The organism is Draconibacterium sp. IB214405 (genome assembly GCF_033963885.1).
In the GTDB taxonomy this organism is placed as follows: Bacteria; Bacteroidota; Bacteroidia; order Bacteroidales; family Prolixibacteraceae; genus Draconibacterium.
Map to the genome: position 1 here is coordinate 509706 of NZ_JAXBMA010000003.1, position 19539 is coordinate 529244.

General features: G+C 40.7%; 10 protein-coding genes. All 10 read right to left on the minus strand.

Annotation, left to right across the window (positions count from 1 at the left end; translation table 11 throughout):
• Window positions 1-15 precede the first annotated feature (15 nt).
• Window positions 16-1281, minus strand: coding sequence for a glucuronyl esterase domain-containing protein (locus SLH46_RS12065; RefSeq protein WP_320281443.1), 1266 nt, complete (start codon window positions 1279-1281; stop codon window positions 16-18).
• 114 nt (window positions 1282-1395) lie between these two features.
• Window positions 1396-2709, minus strand: coding sequence for an ATP-binding protein (locus SLH46_RS12070; RefSeq protein ID WP_320281444.1), 1314 nt, complete (start codon window positions 2707-2709; stop codon window positions 1396-1398).
• 18 nt (window positions 2710-2727) lie between these two features.
• Window positions 2728-4281: an eCIS core domain-containing protein gene (locus SLH46_RS12075; protein WP_320281445.1), complete on the minus strand. Its 1554-nt coding sequence runs from the start codon at window positions 4279-4281 to the stop codon at window positions 2728-2730.
• Between the two features lie 4 nt (window positions 4282-4285).
• Window positions 4286-5812 (minus strand): contractile injection system tape measure protein, encoded by a 1527-nt coding sequence (locus SLH46_RS12080; RefSeq protein WP_320281446.1) that lies wholly within the window; start codon window positions 5810-5812, stop codon window positions 4286-4288.
• Between the two features lie 388 nt (window positions 5813-6200).
• Window positions 6201-8807 carry a hypothetical protein gene (locus SLH46_RS12085; RefSeq protein ID WP_320281447.1) on the minus strand — a complete coding sequence of 869 codons (2607 nt, stop codon included), beginning with the start codon at window positions 8805-8807 and terminating at the stop codon, window positions 6201-6203.
• Between the two features lie 10 nt (window positions 8808-8817).
• Window positions 8818-11580, minus strand: a complete 2763-nt coding sequence (locus tag SLH46_RS12090; protein ID WP_320281448.1) for a hypothetical protein — start codon at window positions 11578-11580, stop codon at window positions 8818-8820.
• The gene (locus SLH46_RS12095) at window positions 11568-14675 is read right to left on the minus strand and encodes a baseplate J/gp47 family protein (protein ID WP_320281449.1); all 3108 of its coding nucleotides are present in this window, start codon (window positions 14673-14675) and stop codon (window positions 11568-11570) included. The genes SLH46_RS12090 and SLH46_RS12095 overlap by 13 nt, the downstream gene beginning before the upstream one ends.
• 11 nt (window positions 14676-14686) lie before the next feature.
• Window positions 14687-15097 carry a GPW/gp25 family protein gene (locus tag SLH46_RS12100; RefSeq protein WP_320281450.1) on the minus strand — a complete coding sequence of 137 codons (411 nt, stop codon included), beginning with the start codon at window positions 15095-15097 and terminating at the stop codon, window positions 14687-14689.
• 1 nt (window position 15098) lies between these two features.
• A complete protein-coding gene (locus tag SLH46_RS12105) occupies window positions 15099-15389 on the minus strand; it encodes a PAAR domain-containing protein (protein ID WP_320281451.1) in 291 nt (96 codons plus the stop codon).
• 57 nt (window positions 15390-15446) lie between these two features.
• Window positions 15447-19529 carry a LamG-like jellyroll fold domain-containing protein gene (locus SLH46_RS12110; protein ID WP_320281452.1) on the minus strand — a complete coding sequence of 1361 codons (4083 nt, stop codon included), beginning with the start codon at window positions 19527-19529 and terminating at the stop codon, window positions 15447-15449.
• Window positions 19530-19539: the final 10 nt, after the last annotated feature.

Below are 19539 nucleotides of genomic sequence, written 5' to 3' on the forward strand. Positions count from 1 at the left end.
GATTTTTGTGCTAAACTATTTTACAAACGTTGTAGCCCATTTAATGTACTGTTCCCAGTCGTATGTGGTTATTGCATGCCCTCCCGTGCGAATATGATAGGCTACCGTATTCTGAATGGGGTGATTAACTTCGGGCATTTCATCCTGGTCGATTCCATCTTTCCCATAAAGTTTATATACCGGAGTAGCGAAATATGCTGAAAGAAACTCGCCTTTCGGATCGGCCCAAAGGTCTTCCTCGGCACTGGCAACATACACCGGACGTGGCGCTATTAACGCAATCAGCTCGTGCTGATCAACCGGCAATTTCTCTTCGTTTTTACTGTAATTTTTAAAGTTCTTACAAAACCAGTAAGGAAATGAGCGGTTAATGCGCCAAATGGTTTCACCAAATCTTCGTTTCGACAATGCTGCTCCTCCGCACCCCGAATTATTCGAAATTACTGCGGCAAAACGTTGATCGCTGGCACCAGCCCACAAAGCTGTTTTACCCAATCGCGAATGACCAAAAACAATAACTTTCGTTTCATCAATATTATCATCAGTTTCAAAATAATCCATTGCACGACTTAATCCCCAGGCCCAGGCAGAAATTGCTCCCCATTCATTTTCGGCTGGTTGCTGCTGGTCATCTACATATAAAAGCGGATGAACTCCGTCTGAAAAGTCATCAGTATCGGGATCTATTTCACCATAATAAATTGTGGCCAGCCCAAATCCTGCATCGATCATTTTTTCAACAGGCCACGAATCGGCTCTGGCACCGCGAGACTGCTCGGTCAACTGATTATTTATAATACCAAGAGCCGGATAATCAGGCGCCCAAGCTTCTGAAATAATTACATTTACATCGTCTGTAATGGTATGATTCCCGGAAAAATTATAGCCTAGAAATACCGGTTTTTTCCCTTCAGTAAACGGCAAATAAATAAGAATAGTAAAATGCAGTGATTTCCCGTTATTTTTAAAAGATAGATCTACCTGCTTTCTTTCAGCTTTCCCGTTTAAGGTTGTGGTGCTTTTTTCTACCAGCTCCACTGATGAGATATCGAGTGTTCCCGGCACCTCGCCATACATATTTTGCGTGAAAAAGTTAAGTAGCTCGGGGCGCCTTTTACTTTCCCATTTTTTTGTATTCTTGATCTTTTTTCCGTTGAAAGTTTTTAACGCATCGGGTAATTTATATTCCGGAACTTCACTCTCTTTTTCGATAGGTTGAAACTGTGCAGAAACACCTGATATGAGGGAGAAAAAGAAAAGAAATAGGATAAGTTTGTTCATGGTCATTTTTTAGGAAACTGATTATTTCATCAAATTACCTTAAAATTGGCAAAATGTACGGGTTATCGCAAATGAATAGATGAAATTCTGTTCATTTCTCAATTTCTTCGAAATCTATTGCTGCAGTATTTTCCCTTCTTTTTTGTACTCTTTTTTGATTCCGGCCAACAAAGCATCTTTTTTAAGTATTACATTTCCCTGCTTAACCGTTAACAAACCTGCGTATTGAATAATATTGACAATGTTTGCACCTGTTAATTCGTAATTTTTTGCGAGTTGGTCCAGTTGTATATCGTTGTGTATTTTGCTTTTTGGAGGCATGTATACCTGCCACAATTTTTCACGTTCATTAATTTCAGGAGGTACAAACTCAACAAATGCATTAAAACGTCGGGTAAAAGCACTATCGATATTCCCTTTCATGTTTGAGGCCAGAATAACAAGACCACGATGTGCCTCAATACGTTGCAACAAATACGAAACTTCCTGATTGGCATACTTATCATGAGCATCGCGCACATTGGTGCGCTTACCAAACAACGAATCGGCTTCGTCAAAAAACAGGATCCAATCTTTGTGCTCCGCCTTGTTAAACAGACCGGAAAGGTTTTTCTCCGTTTCGCCAATATATTTCGATATTACCATCGACAAATCTACACGGTAAACATCACGCCTGGTATATTTTCCCAGCAAACAGGTAGTCATTGTTTTTCCTGTTCCCGACGGACCATAAAACAACACCCGAAATCCGGGTTTGATTTTGTCGTGCATGCCCCACTCGTCCAATAACCGGTCGTTATAATTTAACCAGGTTTCAAGTTCTCTAATTTCTTCCAGTGTCTTTTGTCTTAATACCAGATCACTCCACTCGAGATTGGTTGAAATACGCTGAGCTGGAAAATCGCTACTCAGTTTTGGCCTCGATAATTTTCCAGATAAGAAAAGATCCACATATTCTTCATCCATAATTAAGCGGCCGCTCATTTTGGGCTCTCCGGCCGGAACAGCCTCAATATACAACACACTTTTTTGTGCAAACAAATGTTCCTCATCAAACAATTTGGCTACTTCCACACGTTTCCCGATGTCGTTTCCGGCCAGAATGTACAAAACGGTTTCGCCGGTGGGTAAAATGCCACGATGATTTTTGCCTTTTACGCCGCCAAAAGCAGGAAAATCGCCTCCATTGGGTAAGTACTCGGCAATAATATTAGAAAAGAATTCGGGCGAGACATGTGGAACCAGCGCTATTAAAAGCGTAAGTATTTCTGATGGCGACAGCTTATTATCCTGTTTAAATTTTGAAATCTCAGAGTCATCGTGTTCAACAGGAGGTATTACAATATCATCGAATTTACCCCCTTTAAATTCTTGTTTAAGCCGCTGCTCTACAACCGTTCGTAAAGTTAAAACAAGTGTCGACACCATATTTAGTAGAAATGTTTGTTAATATCGTCTTCTTGAAACCACGCGCCAGTTTCCAAAGTTTGCAAAGTGATTGTTGTAAAGCACACCTCCCGTTCGATAATACGGTGCATCGGTGGTTGCTCCTCTTCCTTTTGAACCAATATTTACTGTTATCTGACCGGTAAATGGCCACATACCAAATGCGGCAGCAGGAGTTGCCGTTTGAGGAGTAAACCGGAAGTCTTGAATTGAATTCCAGTAAACAAAACGTAAAGGTCGGCGCAAAAAGTTTCCGTTGTTATCATTCGCTGTTAAATAAGTCACCAAAAACAATGCACGTCTGTAGCGATGCAAATAATTTAGCGGATTACCTGCAACTACCGGATTATTTCGTGCTTTAGGTATACCATGCCATGGTGAATCGAAATGCGACACACGAACAGAAGAGCCACAACCTGATGGCATTCGTACATTATTCGGATCATACCAAACACTTCCACCGGGAGCCGGATCCCGCATTGGCATTGGAGCACGATGACTTACGGTCATACTTCCGTCTGCCGGAGTTGCGCCTCTGTAATCGGCAATAATCCAGTTTCCCCATGCTGTTTGGGTAGTTCCAATTTCGTGCAAATTACACTGATCGCCAGGCTGCCCGTTTACAGTAACATCAGCATTTACACGAATCTGACCTGTCGGAGGAATCGCTATTGTTCGTGGATCTGCTCCGTTTCGTGGAACCGGTGGCCCCAGCTTTACAGGCGACCAGTTTGTAACATCATATTGTGCAGTCATTTGAACATTCTTGGCCGATTTCGAAATATTTTGGGTTTGTCCCCGACTTGCTCCTTGTTGAATAGTATGCGTAAGTTCATGAGCCAGTAACTTTTTGCCTTCACGTGATTGAGGTTGATAATTACCGGAATTAAAATAAATGTCGTTCCCCGAAGTAAAAGCTCTGGCTCCCAAATCCTGGTTCATTTGAACAGCACGACTGTCGGTGTGTATTTTCACGCCACTAAAATCGGCTCCAAATCCGTTCTCCATTTCTGCCTGAACAGACGAGTTTAACGGGCTGCCATTTCCCCGGCTTCCACTTAAAAGCGTTTCAGTTGAATTTTGTCGCTGTATCGAATTATTCTCCGGTTTAGCCTGTAATGCTTCTTCCTCCTCTTCGGGCTGGCGCTGAATCTCTGACTTGGTTTGCGCCTCTTCTTCTTCCGCCTGTCGTTGAACCTCCAGCTTGGCTTGCGGTTCTTCCTCTTCCTTATCCCTCTGAATCCTATGTGTATCAAATTTCGTTTGGGCCTCCTCTTCTTCTTCTTCATCCTGTTTTTGAACCAATGGAGTTATAGAATCGGCAAGTTTTGTCTGCACCGCAGAAGACTGTGATGGTGCAAAAAATGGTGATGATTCGCTTTTACTACTTACAACCTGATCAGCCACCCGATCGGCCTCCTGTTCGTATTTGTCGTTGGGCTGCCCAACGTTCAATTTTGCCTGCTTTGTAAAAAAGCCGGATGCCGTTCTATCTGTAAAAAATGACCGGCTGCTTTTACCGGTATTTTCTGATTTACTTACTATTGTTTTCATATGATTACCATTCAATAAATAACAATTCTTCTCGCCACGGTAATTTCAACAGCGAAATATTCCATGGTATTTTATCCAATAATATATCTTGAGCTTTGCGTTCAACAATCAGTTTAAATCCATGTTCTGTTTTAGTCAGTTTACCGTTGCGATCAAGAAATAGCTGTCGTAAACCATCAGCACCAGTATTCTTTAATGCCGGCCAGTTTTTAATGACCTCGCTTAACATGTTGTTGGCCTCCTTTTTAATGTTGTCATTTAGCAGACTCGCGACCGGAAGTGTCGTTTGCAGCGGCACTCCACTTAGAAATTTCTCCAGCACCAAATCGCCTTCAAAAAACTGTTCGTTGCCGGTGGCACAATAATGAATCGCCTGAACCACTTCAATTTTGGCGTTGTTCTTTATTTTGCCATTCTCGCTAATCCAATTAAACTGATTTAAAAAAGCAGGTAAAAAAGGACCCAAAATCACCAGTCCCGCGTTTTTAACCAGAATATTCTGATTGCCCTTATCAAAAAACGGAGACTGTTTTTCTTTGCTAACAAATTCATCATTTTCTATGGTTGGTTTCTGATCCTGAATCGAATTTGCCAACTTATTGGGCCCTTTTCCCGATTTAATTTCAATTTTATTTTCAATTAATTCAGCAACTGCTGCCTCTACCTCTTCTTCGTCAAAATATCGGAACACTGAATCTTGTAAAAAACAAGTTCGCAAGCTATCGTTCATACTCTTTATCTTATCAGTAATTGCCGATCTATTAATTGTTTGTTGATTTCTCCTAATATAAAGTAGCTCAAGAATTTTAACTATAAACTCTTTCTCACTACAAACTTTAACCGACAACATAATAAGTCCTTCTAAGAATGTATTTCGGAATTCGGTTTCAGAGCTGAGCAGAAAATTCAAAAGCTTCGATTTTTCTTTAATTTTCACCTCATTCAGAGCGGCTAAAAAGTCTACAATAACCTCATCCGAAAACTGCAGTACCAGGCGCTTAATGGCACTCGTCCTGTTTTGTGCAAGTTTTTTTAGTTCGGTTAAAAAATTAGCATTCGCAAGATTTTCTTTCCAGTTATTTTCAGCGGTTAATTCCGAAATATATTCTTGTTTTCCAAACCAGGGCAAGTAGCCTTTTTCGATAAAAAATAAGAAGGTAGCATGGTGATTTTGTTGCTGATCAACAATTTGTTTTTCCTCATCATCCGAATCGTTCTTCTCCTTTGTTTCCGGTTTCTGAAAATTACCATTTACACCCCTCCCCAATTGTGCTTTTAATTTTTCTGTCAGATAGAATTTTAATGAAACTTCGTCTTCCCAATCCTGCACCGAAAAATCAATATCCAGCCGATCAAAACGTATAATATCAGTTCCTTTATCATATTCATCAAAAAGTTCTTCCAAAATCGGAATCAGCTTTTCCTGCGCATATACACCCACATTATTCTGAATGCGTAAGGCCTCCTTTTCATTTGGCATGTTTACCTCGAGAAAAACTTTTTCGATGATATGTTTTTTTTCGGAATACATTCTAATTTAAATCCTTATCACTTGCATTTTACCTCCAAATAGCCTAATTTTGGTAATGTAGGATTCAGAGATGAATTACTGGGTTTATTGACATAGCGATGATAGTGCAAAGCATTAGCGGTCTTATTTTTGTCTGTTAAGTTTAGTACAGTTTTCAAAGTGTTTTTTGCCCATCGGGATATCATTCGACGTATACATTTTTGCGACTGATATCCTTTTTTATTGTGTGCCTCCGAGCAAAGCCCAACTTCTGCATTACGCTCGTCCGAAAATTTCTCGATTACGTAAGTAAACTCAGAATTTTCATCCTTCGCAAGCCTTGAATTTGTGCTTTTCTCATAAGTCACCAGGATTCTCATTTTGCCGCTATGTTTTACCTTTATCATCATTAAAGGTCAATCGTATTTTCTCCCGAAGGTGTACCAAAATAAATATCAGCAAAAGCCGTGTAGCGCACAATTACCTCATCATAATCATCTGTATATTGTTCGTTGGTCAGATAAATTGAAAGCTTCGTAACTCCGGTTTCGCTATGCAGGAATTTCCTTAACTGCACAAACAAAACCAGATCATCGTGTGTATTCTTTTTGTTTGCCTTGTAGTAATCTAACATCGCCGAACTTACCCAATCGCCGGTTACCCAATCGCCATCCAATTTAAATTGCAACTGCGTTTCTGTCACTCCCTGGAAATCAGCTTTCAGTGTTCTTAACACGCGCTGTATCTCTGCAGGTAACTGACTGGCGCGGGTTATCATTCGCGTGAGTTTTAATCGTTGAATTTCCGGATGCGTAACAATACGTTCTTTAAGCAAATTCCATTTTGCCCATTTATCGTTGAATTTTCCGTAATCGTCATCTTTATTCACCGGAGCAATTTTATCCTGCAGCGCCTCGTAAAATTCCGGATTATACTTTTTCAAATCGCGACAGCGCATGGCATCGGCCCTAAACACAAGGTTGTTACGGAACATTCCTTTATTGCTGTAAGTGTAAATCGGATTCCGGTAACTCAGTGTTATATCTCGCAAACGGATTACAAACGAATCCTCTTTTGCACGGGTAATAACAAAGCGTTTTTGGCTCTCGTTAAAATTGAAAACCACACCTTTATCAAAGCGGGTATTCAAGGCCTCGGTTATGGCATGTATTCGCCTGAAAAATATTTGCTGCAATGGAATACGAATTGTGGTAGTACCACTAATTAGGTTCTGTCCGTTAATTCGGTATTCTACCACCTGCAACACATACTCTTTGGGCATCACCTTGTTTCGGCTTTGTGTACCTTTTGTACTGCGGGCCAGGTTATTCAGATATTTAAGCGAACTAATCCACGGATAAGTACACTCCATAAGCGAACAACAATCACGTTGTACCGCATCTTCAATTACCCGGTACGGAAGGAATAAATCAGCCACTACCTTGTTTTCCTCTGCCACCAAAAGAAAAGTACCACCTTTTACTACCCCGCCCCGGTGTTCTACTTGCGGGTGTTTTTTCACGAACTGAGCAAATGGATTATCGGAATCATCCAGCGGAAGTACCCGGCATGTAAAATCTAATCCATTGGCTTGAATTAAACTGTAAATCTGATTTTCGGATTCCTCGGCATCCAGCCCCAAATGTCCTTCAATACGGAAGAAGTCAAATTCATCGGTACTAAATTTTAAAGGACTCTGAACTTCCGGAACATTCTCCAGCTTATCAATGGTATAGCTGAGATTATAATTTTGTTTCAGGTTAGTTGTCTTTTCAAAACTCCATGATTCCAGAAATCCGGCATTCAAATCGTAATAATACGGAATGGCTCTGCAGCCTAGTTCTCCATTCAACTGCGAAGGGGTAATCCGAATTGCCTGAACACTTTCGGTTAAATCCAGCTGGTACCGAATGAGCAACTGTTGAGTTCTTAAAACCAGGCTCTTGATTTTATTCCGGTTAAACTGTTCGGTAGCCGACAATGGCGATTTGTAAATCCGGTGACGAAAAGTTTTGTAAGCCTCTGTTTCCTGAAGTCTACCGAGCATCAAATGTTTTGGAAATGAATCGATTGCCGGCGAGCACTCCACATTTATGTGCAGCAGCAATTTTTTTATTTCGTTGTACGTATCAATTAAATCGGCCAGCAAATCATAACGGTATTGAAAATCAACAAGTGAATTGATAATGCTGAGGTTGAGTTTTAATAAATCATCGATTTTCGATGAAACAGAATCCAATCCAAACAGCTCAAAAATGGCATCGTAAGCTTCTTTTAAATTAGTAATGACCGTTTGCGAAAAGGCCTCCAAAAATCGTTGACGAAATGCCGACTGACTGTTTACACTTAATAAGCTGATCCGTGGAAGTTTTACCTCGGGTAGTTGCGTATACAATTCGGCAACGTTGTGCCAAATAAATACCGGATCGGACTTAACAATGTGTTCGGCGCCTTTTTCATTAACCAGTAAAACTTTCAATTTCTGAACCTGCTTATGTCCCTGGTTATCGCAATCGATACTGGTACACAAATTCCCTTTATCTTCGTATGATTCGAGGTAAAGCAAAACGATTTTATCTTCCAGTTTCAGGTTACTTAACTTTACTCTGTTATCGCCACTTTCGGTGAAAAGTTCCCACATATCAATTACTTCACCATCTTTTCTAAATGGATCATATTCTCCGGGTTCGTCGGTGAATTTTTTATAGTGTGTGTAAGGAACAACACCCTCAATTAACTGCGATTTGTCCTTTAATTGCAACAGGTCGCCATCGGTGGTTACCCCAACGCCCTGCCCGATTTCTATCGAACTGTCGTTGCTATCCAGCGAATCGTTTTCTTCCGTCAATTGAACGGAAAAACCGCAGACAATTCCAACGCCGTGCAAAAACACCTTTGAAAGCCTGCTCTGATCATCCAGATAAGTTACAAACTCGTTCAGCTGCTCTGCTGTCAGTACCTGGTTTTCGACAAAAGTGTGGTAGCCACTTGTTATTTTCGCTAATTTCGAGTCCATCGCTTTTCAATTAAAGGTTTCCAATATTTGTGCGGCCTAAAACAATCTTTCCTCCCAGCAAATCTGCTTCATCGTCGCAATCGATAAGTCTTCCGGTTGGATATATCGTGTTCAGTTCAGCAAGTATCTCTATCAGTTTTTTCAATTTTGGTTCGTCCTGCTCCTGGCCTGAATCTGTTTTTGCCAGTAAAAATTCGTGATAAGCTTCTTCAAAAAGTATCATTTCATTCTCCCCATCCGGAACAAGTTGTGCACGCTCGCCAATCCAGCAAATTCGGGCCAATACATGAGCCGGAAGTTCTTTGCGTATCAGTTCTTCCATAAATTTTCTGAAATCCATATTCCGAAAACGGTGCGTCCATCCGGGCAAAACAACAGTTACCCGGTACGAATACGGATCAACGGGTTCGCAACTGGTGCACTGATTGGTACAAACAGGTATAAATTGTGCTTGCAATCCATTAGCGCTTGTTACATCGGGGCGTAACAATATGTGCTCAACAATAAACATCCCTTCTTCGATAAAATCTGTTGTGAAGAATTCGATCATTTCCAGAATTGCCGCTTTCACTTCTTCTGCTGTATCGTAATACAAGAATTGCCGTGCAATAATTCGGTCAGTGCTGTTCGGGTCGGCATTGGTATTTATTACGTCGAACGAATATTTGCCGGTTGGCGACACCTGAATTTCAAAGTTTCCCACTTCTTTTTCGTCTTCCACACCTTGAGCAAAAATTTCCTCAACGATTTCAGGGCGGGTTTCTACAATTTTTACAATAGTTTGGTAAAGTTCATCTTCGGCCGCACCCCGTGTATAATATTCTTCTGTGGCCGAAAGGAAGTAAACGCCATCGTTGTTTTTAATGTGCCAGCGGAATACTTCTTCGCCGTCGGAGTTCGTAAGTTTATAGGTTTCAATATAGGAAGGCGAGAGATTACGTCGCTTAAACTCTTTGATGCCACTCAACCGTGCGATACGTTTCTGTGCTCCTGCCACATTTTCAGTATCCCAAATCTCCTCCGGCGGTCGTTGGAAGTAATTAAAAGCGCTTCCCCGCCAGTTGCTGATTCCTTTATTCTTTATGCTTCCGTCGGTATTTTTTATTTCACCATATTCTGAAAGAAATTTTTCCTTGGCATTTATGATCGCCTGATCGGCATACGAACCATAAATCTCTTTCATTAAGAAGGAATACCTGCTGAATTTCTCAGCAAAACGGGCGATTAAATGATCAAGCAATTGATTCTTGCGGGTAATATTATCGTCTAATTCTGCCAGCAGATTTTTGGTTAATGTTTCATCGTCAGCCAGCGGGTAGTTATTTACAAGATCCGCAAAACCATCCAGGTCTTGTACGGCCTGAGTGAAATATGTTTTCGCCAGCGTGTTATCCACCGTAAGCAGGTCTTTCACCTTATCAAGGTGTGCAAAATAAGTGGCAAAAATCTGGTCGAAAAACAAGAGGTAGCCTTTAAGTTGTTTGGCTTGTGCTTTACGCTCTTCCGTAGCTCGCGACGACAAACCCACTGTACCGATTCCGTAAGTTTCCGGAAAATCATTCTGAATGGTGGTAGTCTCTCCAATATTCTTGAAACTTCCTTTTGGCACTTTAAGCTCCATCCCCACTTTAGCAAGAGCTTGTTTTTCCTGCTCTTCAACTTCCAGTTTCTGAATATATTCTTTTACTTTTTTGCTGTTTACATTCAGCGGAAGTACATCTTTATAATAACTAAACGCACTGCTCTCGCAACGTTTGGGTTTCATTCCGGGATGAACACAAATCAACCAGGCATCGTTTTCATTTTCGGTATCGTCGCAATCATTTATGGAAATGTCTTTAATGACTTTTACACCATCAATTTTCATGATCAGTTGCATCAAATCCGACAGGCGTACTTCGGTTCTCAACCGTGCATTTTCCAGTTCTTCAGGATCAATAAAACCATTTGTTAGTGTCGGACCATCAAAAATCTGATCGGGCGTATAACCTTTATCCAACATATGTTGAAGTGAATAAAACCACAAATCGGGAGAGAAATAATTGTCGATGGCACGCAATACTTTTGCATGAACCAATTCCTCGTCAGCTTCCGGTTCAACCTCAATGCTGGCACACACTTGTATTCCATGTGTTTCCACTTCCGAAACTTTTATGAGGTCTTCGCAAAGGTTCCGGTTTTCGTGATAGCAGGAAATGATCAGGTTTGTTATACGTTCTATTTCTGCATCCTTATCAGCTTTATGTGGAAATTCTTTATCGTCGAGTTCATCAAAATCCACTGTGAGTTTATACAAACCATTCAACTGAAAATTCCTTCTCAGATCGTCATCTATCGCATTAAAATCGTCGGGATCGTACGAAAGCAAATCGTTCTTACAGTCTACATAAACGGTTTTCTCAAACTTCTGAAGCCAGCAATTTTTAACACCTTTAATATCGATAAACAATTTGCGATAGTCATTCTCCGTAACCGGTTTCGACGGCAAAATCTGTAACGCATCAAAAAACTGATCTTCGGTGGATTTTGAACTATCGAGCGGTACCAGCAAATCCTCGATGGGTAACGAAATGCGCGCGCCCAGATCGGTTATGGCATAGCACAACATTTCAAGGATTGTTATTCCAGGATCATGCGAATTGTAATCGGTCCATATGCTACTCGCCAGCTTCTCGATATACTCCTGCCCTTTTTCTCTCAGGAACTGATAATCCAGATCGTTGCCGGAGTTCACCTCTTTCGGTATGGTAATATGTTTGTTTACTTCTGACATGTTTCTGCCGGTTCAATAGCTGTTTCTATACAATTCTTTACTGCATCTCTTATGCTGTGCTCTTTTGACGATACCAAAATTGCTTCGGGGCTCGATGGGGTTGCAATCGTAACTTCCGATTCAATACCGTTTGCTGCATTTTTTTGAAACAGCCTTACATCAGTAATAAAATCGACATAATCCAACTGTTCGGTATAATTTATAAGAACACTTTTGTGCAACGACAAACCAAAACGAATGGGCGCAGTGCGGTCGAAAGCCCAGGGCGACAACAACCGTGTGAGGTCGTCTTGTAATACCTTTTTATAATATATTTCGTCGTAGCCTTTGTGGAATTTCACTTTTAAATCAACCCGTAATTCTTCGTACTCCGGGTTTATAACCAGTGTTTGTATCAACTTGGAATTCAATTTTGAAAGATACTGTTGAATTTTTTCCAACGTGGCCTTGCTTACACGTGGTTTATAAATATCGAATACATTTTTGTTGACGATATCGGGAATAACGACCACAACAACACTTCCCGGTGCCAGGTATTTTGTTTGCCGTTTGGTATCTACAATTTTGGTACAGGAGTGCGATAAACACTTTGCCTTATGGATTTCGGGAAAGTTTTGTAGAACCAGGTTCTCGTAATCCCAAATGGTGATAGCGCGGTTTTTATGCCGCAGTCGTTCGCTGATTCTGCGGTAATAAGCCTCATCACTTTCTTCCGCTTTCCCGCCAAACGAATTGTAAGGCTGAGCAAGTCCTTTTACTTTTGGAATACGATTCACCATTTTTGATATGGTTTCCGCAGGCAATCCGTTCATCAAATGCTGCAGATCGTTATCACTATTACCCAACTGTGCCTGAATAACTTGTGCGTGAATTCCAATAGCTTTTGATACAGCGTTGTATTTTTTGTGAATCCGTGCACGCAGCCAAGTAAGACCTGGCGGTAACAAAGTATTATCGGTGTTTGCTTCTTTCGGTAAACTGAATTTCAGAATCCCAGATTTCAATAAGTTTTCGGTGTTGTTCGAAATAATCGTTGTTGAATCCAATGACATCCAGTTATTGTTACAAAGCACATCCCACCCAACATGTTGTTTGCCGACAAACGACTCTGCCTCCGGATTTTCACTCCCTTCCAAAACCTGGATTAAAAGCGAAACCGTTTGTTGCGGTACAGCATTTTCAAGTCCGATGAATAAGTTTCCGCCTTTACAATATTCGGGGACAACAAATAGCTCCGAATCTTCGGCGTTCAGAAGTAAACATTCTTCGCTTTGCCCAAACGGGTGCTCGTGGAAAAGTTGAAAATCCTTCCTGGACTTATTTCCGCCGGGTTCAAAAGTTCCAGAGGCATTGTAATCCAAACTTATCTGCTCAACAAACGGCGTGTAAGGTTCGTTCGGAATAAGGGCGTTTTCGTTGGTTATTGACAAGGAATAAAGCCTCGGAAACATATCGTGCAAAAAGTCTTGATTGAGCGACAGACGAATCGGTCCCAAACCGCTACTATCGTTTGTATTCGGCACAGTAAATTCGGCATAACATTCATCAGTTCCCCTGTTAAATAATTGAATATTTTGCGGCGTATCCAACGGTTCCCAATCGTTCTGATCGTTTATTTCAATTTCGGAGGTAAAATAACCATCGCCGGTAACAATTACATTTTTATCTTTTTTTGTCCATTGATATGTGGCCAGTATTAAATGCGATAGCTCAAACCGAAAGGAGTGCTGATAGGCTTCATACCACGTTTTAAAATTATCGGGTGCATTTTTCCATTTTATGTGGACCTTTAAATTGTTCCAATTCTTTTTAAAAAGTTCTGCATAATCGATGTGGAATTTAGATTTCTCCACCGGCGAATTACTAAAAGGGTAAAATGGTTTTTCAGCATTGAGTACTCCTAAATCGTTTTGCAAACTTAGTGATCTAATACCCTGCACAGCCACTTTTATCTCAATTTTCTGCAGGCTTTGTGTCAGGAGATTCCGATAGATTTGATGTCCTTTTTTGTTTTCTGTTTTTATCAGAATACGACAAACGGGACTAGCAGTATTAAAACTTTCTCCGTGTACTTTTTGGAGATAATTTACTACTGCTTCTTCCTCCTTAGAAATCCGAAAGCTAATATTTAAATACTTCCTATTACTTTCTGTTCCTGACAAATATTTTTTCGTAGAAATAATGTCGAAAGGTCCCAGCCAATCTTTTTCGCCGGTGCAGTAGATGGCAATGTTTTCTTTTAAATCGTTAAAAGAAATACTTTTTGGTAAAGCCTTCGAAAAACTTAAGCATAACTGAACCGTTCGTTCGCCTTCCTGTAGTTCAAGAATTTCGCCGGCCACAGCAAATCCGATTTTTGCATCGGGAAGTTCAGGATATTCGCGGGTATCAGGTTTGCCTTCTACTTCGTAATAGCCAAAAGGCCACCATTTTATTTCCTTATCGGGAAATTCTTCGCCAATCCCATCAAACGAGTTGGCCACAGCGGCAGCTTTAAGTTTTGAATTATCGTGGTCGTTGTATACGCTTTTCAGACTGGCAACTTTCGTTTGGTTGGCAACCAGCTCCCCCGAAGTTTTATAAATCAGCTTTTTACCATCAGCATCTTTTCCTCCGTCGAGTGCTGTTTCTGTTGCAATTTTTTCAGCAACAGCATTTTTTGCCAGCTCAAATATCACATGAACTTTATCCGGCGTTGGCGCCTGCTTTTCAATTTGTAATATTTGTTTGAAATAAAAATCGAGGTGTCGTTTTGTAAGTTTATTAAAGCGTTGTTTTGTGTACTCGAGCAGTTTTACAAAAGTTATAAATAACGCCAGATGCGGGGTAACAGCACTTTCTTTTTCAAGCCCGGAGATAAAATCTTCGAGTTCGGGTTTTGCTTTAAAAAAGTCCTGCCAATTACCGTTTGGAGTGGAAGAATCGTTAACATCAAAATAATTAACATGAGAAGCAAATGTGTATGCAAAGTCCATCCACTGCTCCACACCAAAATCATTTAATTTCAGTGCATCCGGATTCAAGGCTGCAATTAACCTTCCCTCTTGTTCGGTTCCTTCTCGCGATAACAATATGTCTTTACCACATTTTGCCATGTATCAGCTTTTTAAAGTTCGGTTCCTTCCCCCTTATAAAATGGGAATACCATATTTTTTCTCGAGTTCGTAGCTCGGATAATGTATTCGATATTGATCAGCAATTCTCCATTCAATTCATTGCTTTGATCGATGGTGATCTTTCGGGCATCAATACGCGGTTCATGGTATAGAATTGCTGTCTTTATTAAATCAATCACGTATGTCTTAACCGTAATATTCAGCGGTTTAAACAACAATTCATCGAGATTACAACCATAATCGGGAACCATAATGCGCTCTCCCAAACGAGTGGAAAGAAGGATCTCCAGACTGCTTTTAATGTCCTCCTCGTCCTGAAGCATTTTCACCCCCTTCGTTTCTTTTTGAAATTCGGGTGGAAAACTCCATCCTGTTCCTAAAAATGAATTGTATGTTGTCATTTCAACCAATATTTACTGTTGGACATCCTATTACAATATTGCCTCCATGCGATGTTAAATCACCCATCCGTGCAGCCGGCATTCCACCTATCATAACCGTTGCCGAACCCACCGCAATTGTATCAGGAGGACCAGAGCAAGTGGCCATATCACCAACTCTGGCGGCCGGCATTCCTCCAATCATTACAGTTGGTTCTCCCGGTGGTAAAATTGGCCCGCCAACGTGTGGAACTGTTCCGGTTACCATAGGACAGACATGCATGTCATTTATTCTAGCTGCTGGTACTCCCATATGTTCATTAATTTTAAAATCAACTTTCAAATGATCTAGTTTTAACTAAAACCAACATTAATCAAATGGAATAGCATCAACAGCTAAATCAAGACTTTGCCAGTCTGTTACCGCCATAACCAAATCATGATTGGGAGGAAGGCTGATTCCACTTCTGTCGATTTTAGAGTGTGCTAATGTTGTACCATTTATACCAAATGCACGGACATTGATATTTTTTAAGTTACTCTTATTGCCTATTCTGCATAGCGATAATTCAGGAGAAAGGGTAATATCAACATCGGCAGCAGGTCCACCACCAATTCCATCAATACTAATTGCTCTTACTTCGTTCTCTATCTGGCGAGCAAGAGTTAAAGTAAAGTCTTTATTGGCCCCTGGAGTAAAACGAATTTGTGTTCCGTCGGCATTAATTGCAAGCAGATCTTCCTGCCCAGGAGAGGTATCCATATTCTCAATAACCAAAGAAGTTCCATCAGGTGTGATTGAGTTAAATGTATATTTACCCGTTCCACTACCGGTTATTTTACGTGTATATGCATTATCTGATGGCATCATATACGTACCTTTCATCAAGTAGCAAGGCCTGCTATCTTCAATCTCAGAAATAATCTGACTACCAAATAGTCCTGTTCGCAGTCCATTAGAATCAGTAATTTGCAGGTCGGCAGGCGACAACAAAAAGTCAATAATGAAGCTTGTAAGTCCCAATGGACCACTGAAAGGTAAATCGTGGTCAGCCAAATGATAATCTCCGTTTGTCATCATTCCAAGCGTTATACCCTCTTCGCTGCAAAACTTTCGGGAATCGGTTCCATCATAATAATCAAAACGAATCTCCCCATCCGTACGTCTAAATACTAACCTACAGTTTTCTGATTTTATACTTCCTGCTGTGTCTTCTTCCGTTGGATGATTACAATCCCAACAAAATAAAGTAACACCATCCGGATCAGTTGATCCGTCGGCTTTTGGACCACTATGCCCTTGTGGGTAGACGAATCTGACTGGGACAATGCAGTGTGTACTCCCCAGTTTATCGATATATCCAGAATCCCAAATCGCTCCCGAAGGGATAAAGAATACCATAGGAGCATTATGCCTGTCACACCCATTAAAAAATGTATGTTCTATTTCACGGTACGTTTGAAGTACCCGGACATTCCCCTGACGCCCCTGATCATGGAAATGAATAAGGCTTTCGCGACTTAGCAGCTTTCCATGAATAGCTGTTAACATTTCGCGTGTTGCAGCATTCAAAGTATATTTCGAATGTGTATTGGTACTTCCAGTCCAGAACTCGTCCAACACTATAGCCGACATAGACGTGCAAAAGCCCGTAGCTAATCCACCTCGATCTTCACCTTTCAAAAAATAGTGATAGAATCCATAAAAAGCAGCCGTTAAAACCGGGTGACCAAATAATGGATCCAATTGCTCATGCCATACTTCGAGCGCCCCAAAGGTGTCCTTATAAGTTCCCCAGGAAGGAGCACCTGATTTGAAATTATCAAATGACAGATCGTGTATACCAAATTTAAATGGTATTTCAAGTATGTTCGGAATAAAACCAGTTTGAGAATTACTAATCATTCCATCTGGATTTCTAACCTGTATGGTCTTATCGTGTGCTATACTTCCACTCCCCCCGGTGCCGGGCATTACAAATGAAAGGCTACCTGAGTTTTCTACAACAGCAGGAATAGCCTCACCATCAACAATTACTGAAGCTCCCGGTAAAAAAGCGTTTCCTTTTAACGAAATAGTAGCCCCGGGATTTAAAATAGAAGTGAAGTTATCAAGTTGTGGTTTTACCCAGATATTCAGCCGATTACTTTCATCGCCATCTTGTCTTCTTATATATACCGTATGTTCTCCTCCTTCAATATTAGAAGGAACACTAACTGACAGACTTTCGTCGGCATTTATTAAAGGTACTATTTGTCTGGTGCCAATAAATACCCTGTCGTTCTGCGTGAATCTGGATCCTTTAATTCTTAAGCTTCCACCGGGAAATACATAATCAGGTTCAATATCTGTGATCCAGGGCCTTGTAATTAAATCATCCCATGCTTCTTCCGTAAATTCATAAAATGTTAGTAATCCGTCGGTTCCAAGACTTGATCCGTCAGCCCCAACTCTACCCCTTTGACCTCTGGCTCCGGTATGACCATTATTTGCAGCATTACAATGCCGGTTTCCTCCTCTGTTTCCTCCACGACCTCCCTGGCCACCTTCTCCACCATTGCCTCCTCGGCCTTTTTGTCCGCCCTGATTTTTAATTTTAAATGCTTTAGCAGTTACTGTGCTTTCAAGTGTATCTTGAAGCACACCAATAAAGATGTTACCACCTTTACCACCACGGCCACCACGGCCACCATTTCCGCCATCGCCGCCATCACCACCGTCGCCACCATCGCCAGGATTCTCGTCACACCATCCCCATTCGCGTTTAATGACGTATCGATACCGCTCATTTCTTCCATTTGCACCGTTTCCTCCTCGTCCACCTCGTTGACCTGTTCCTCCTTTAATACCATCCTCTCCGTTAAGATCAAAATCTGGCATTGAGTTCATATCCTTTACCCACAATTCAATATTGGGTGCATTTAATCCTTTAGCTCCATTAATACCGTTAACACCATCGTTGCCATCTTCCCCATCCAAACCGTCATGCGAACCCGGTTTGAGTTGTTCTCCAGAATAACTTCTTCCATTCAGGTCAGGATTCCCTGCTCTGGAAGGTGTTGAACCTCCAGGTTTATGCCATGTTATTTTTGCATTCGGTCCGCAAACAATTTTTTCAGCAATAATATATAGTGTTTTAACCTCGGGCTCAATGACCAATTCCGTATTGGTTAGATCAAAAGTACCCGCTACGATCACTGCGGTATCAACTGGTAAAACGGTCATAGACATCACCTTCATTTTCGCACCTGAAATTGTTGGCCAATCAGAGGGATCTTTAGTATCCAGTTTTTTTATTACATTTTTATCTTTAATTGAAAGTTTTACTGAATTCATGTCTATCACTTCCGTTATTACCCTCGTCTCGGCAGGTTGTCGCACTCCCGCAAGTAATCTGGCTGTGTTGAGAGGAATCGTTCGGCTGGTTAAAATCGTTGGTGAGAAATTATGAAGTAACGGCCGAATATTTGTCCTGCTTGTTGTAGATGATGTACTAACTGATGACGAAGTTGTCAATGCCTTGTCTAAAACCTTTCCACTATTACGGTTAATAAGATGTTTTGCCATTAACAACTGCTTGTCTTTTGCAGATAATTTAGCAGCACTCTTGGCCAGCGATGCCCAATCTACATTTACAACTAGTTTTCTTTTTTCGGGAGCAACCATAATCTTACCTGGGGTCATTACTGTTCTAGTTCTTAGCTGTAAAGTTGACAGATCCGAAATATTTTCAATTCCAGAGGCATTCAAAATATTTTTAACCGACTGCAGTCTCATATGACTTTCATCTGTTTGAAGGGTTACCCGTACATTTTTGATATTAAACTTTGTTTTAAACCGTCTGGCAATACTGGTTTCTCTTCTTCTATCAGCCACAATATTTGTTTGCGTTATGGCTCCGCTTCGGATTCTAACATCATTAATCTTACCAGAAAATTTAAAATGACCTCCACCAATTCCGGCACCAATTATAAATCCACTATGTCCAACATTTATTATTTTATCGGGGAAATTAGCTTTACCTACGATACGCCCGTTTATTTCAATGGCCAGCGTTACTTTTCCTCTTATTAACCTTACCATTTGCTCGCGAAGAACATTAATTTTAGTTCTCCCACTATTCACACTTTCCCAGCCTTTTTGGGTGTGTATTGATCCAACAAGTTTTCCGTCCGCATCGATAAAAAGAGCTACCGAGGGCTTTTGAGCTTCAAGAATATTCATTCTTTCACCCAGCTTTTTAGGTTGAACAGTTGCTTCAAGAGTAAATTCTTCTAAATTATCGAGTTCTTTACTTCTATTTAAATTTATGAATCCACCTTTATTTAACTGGATTCGGTTATCAACGATTTTTATTTTTGAATTCGTCTGTATCTTTTGCCCACTCAATGACGCATCAAAAACATCATTTTTATCGGTTGACAGGTAAAATAAAGTTCTAATATTTTTCATCATGTTGTTG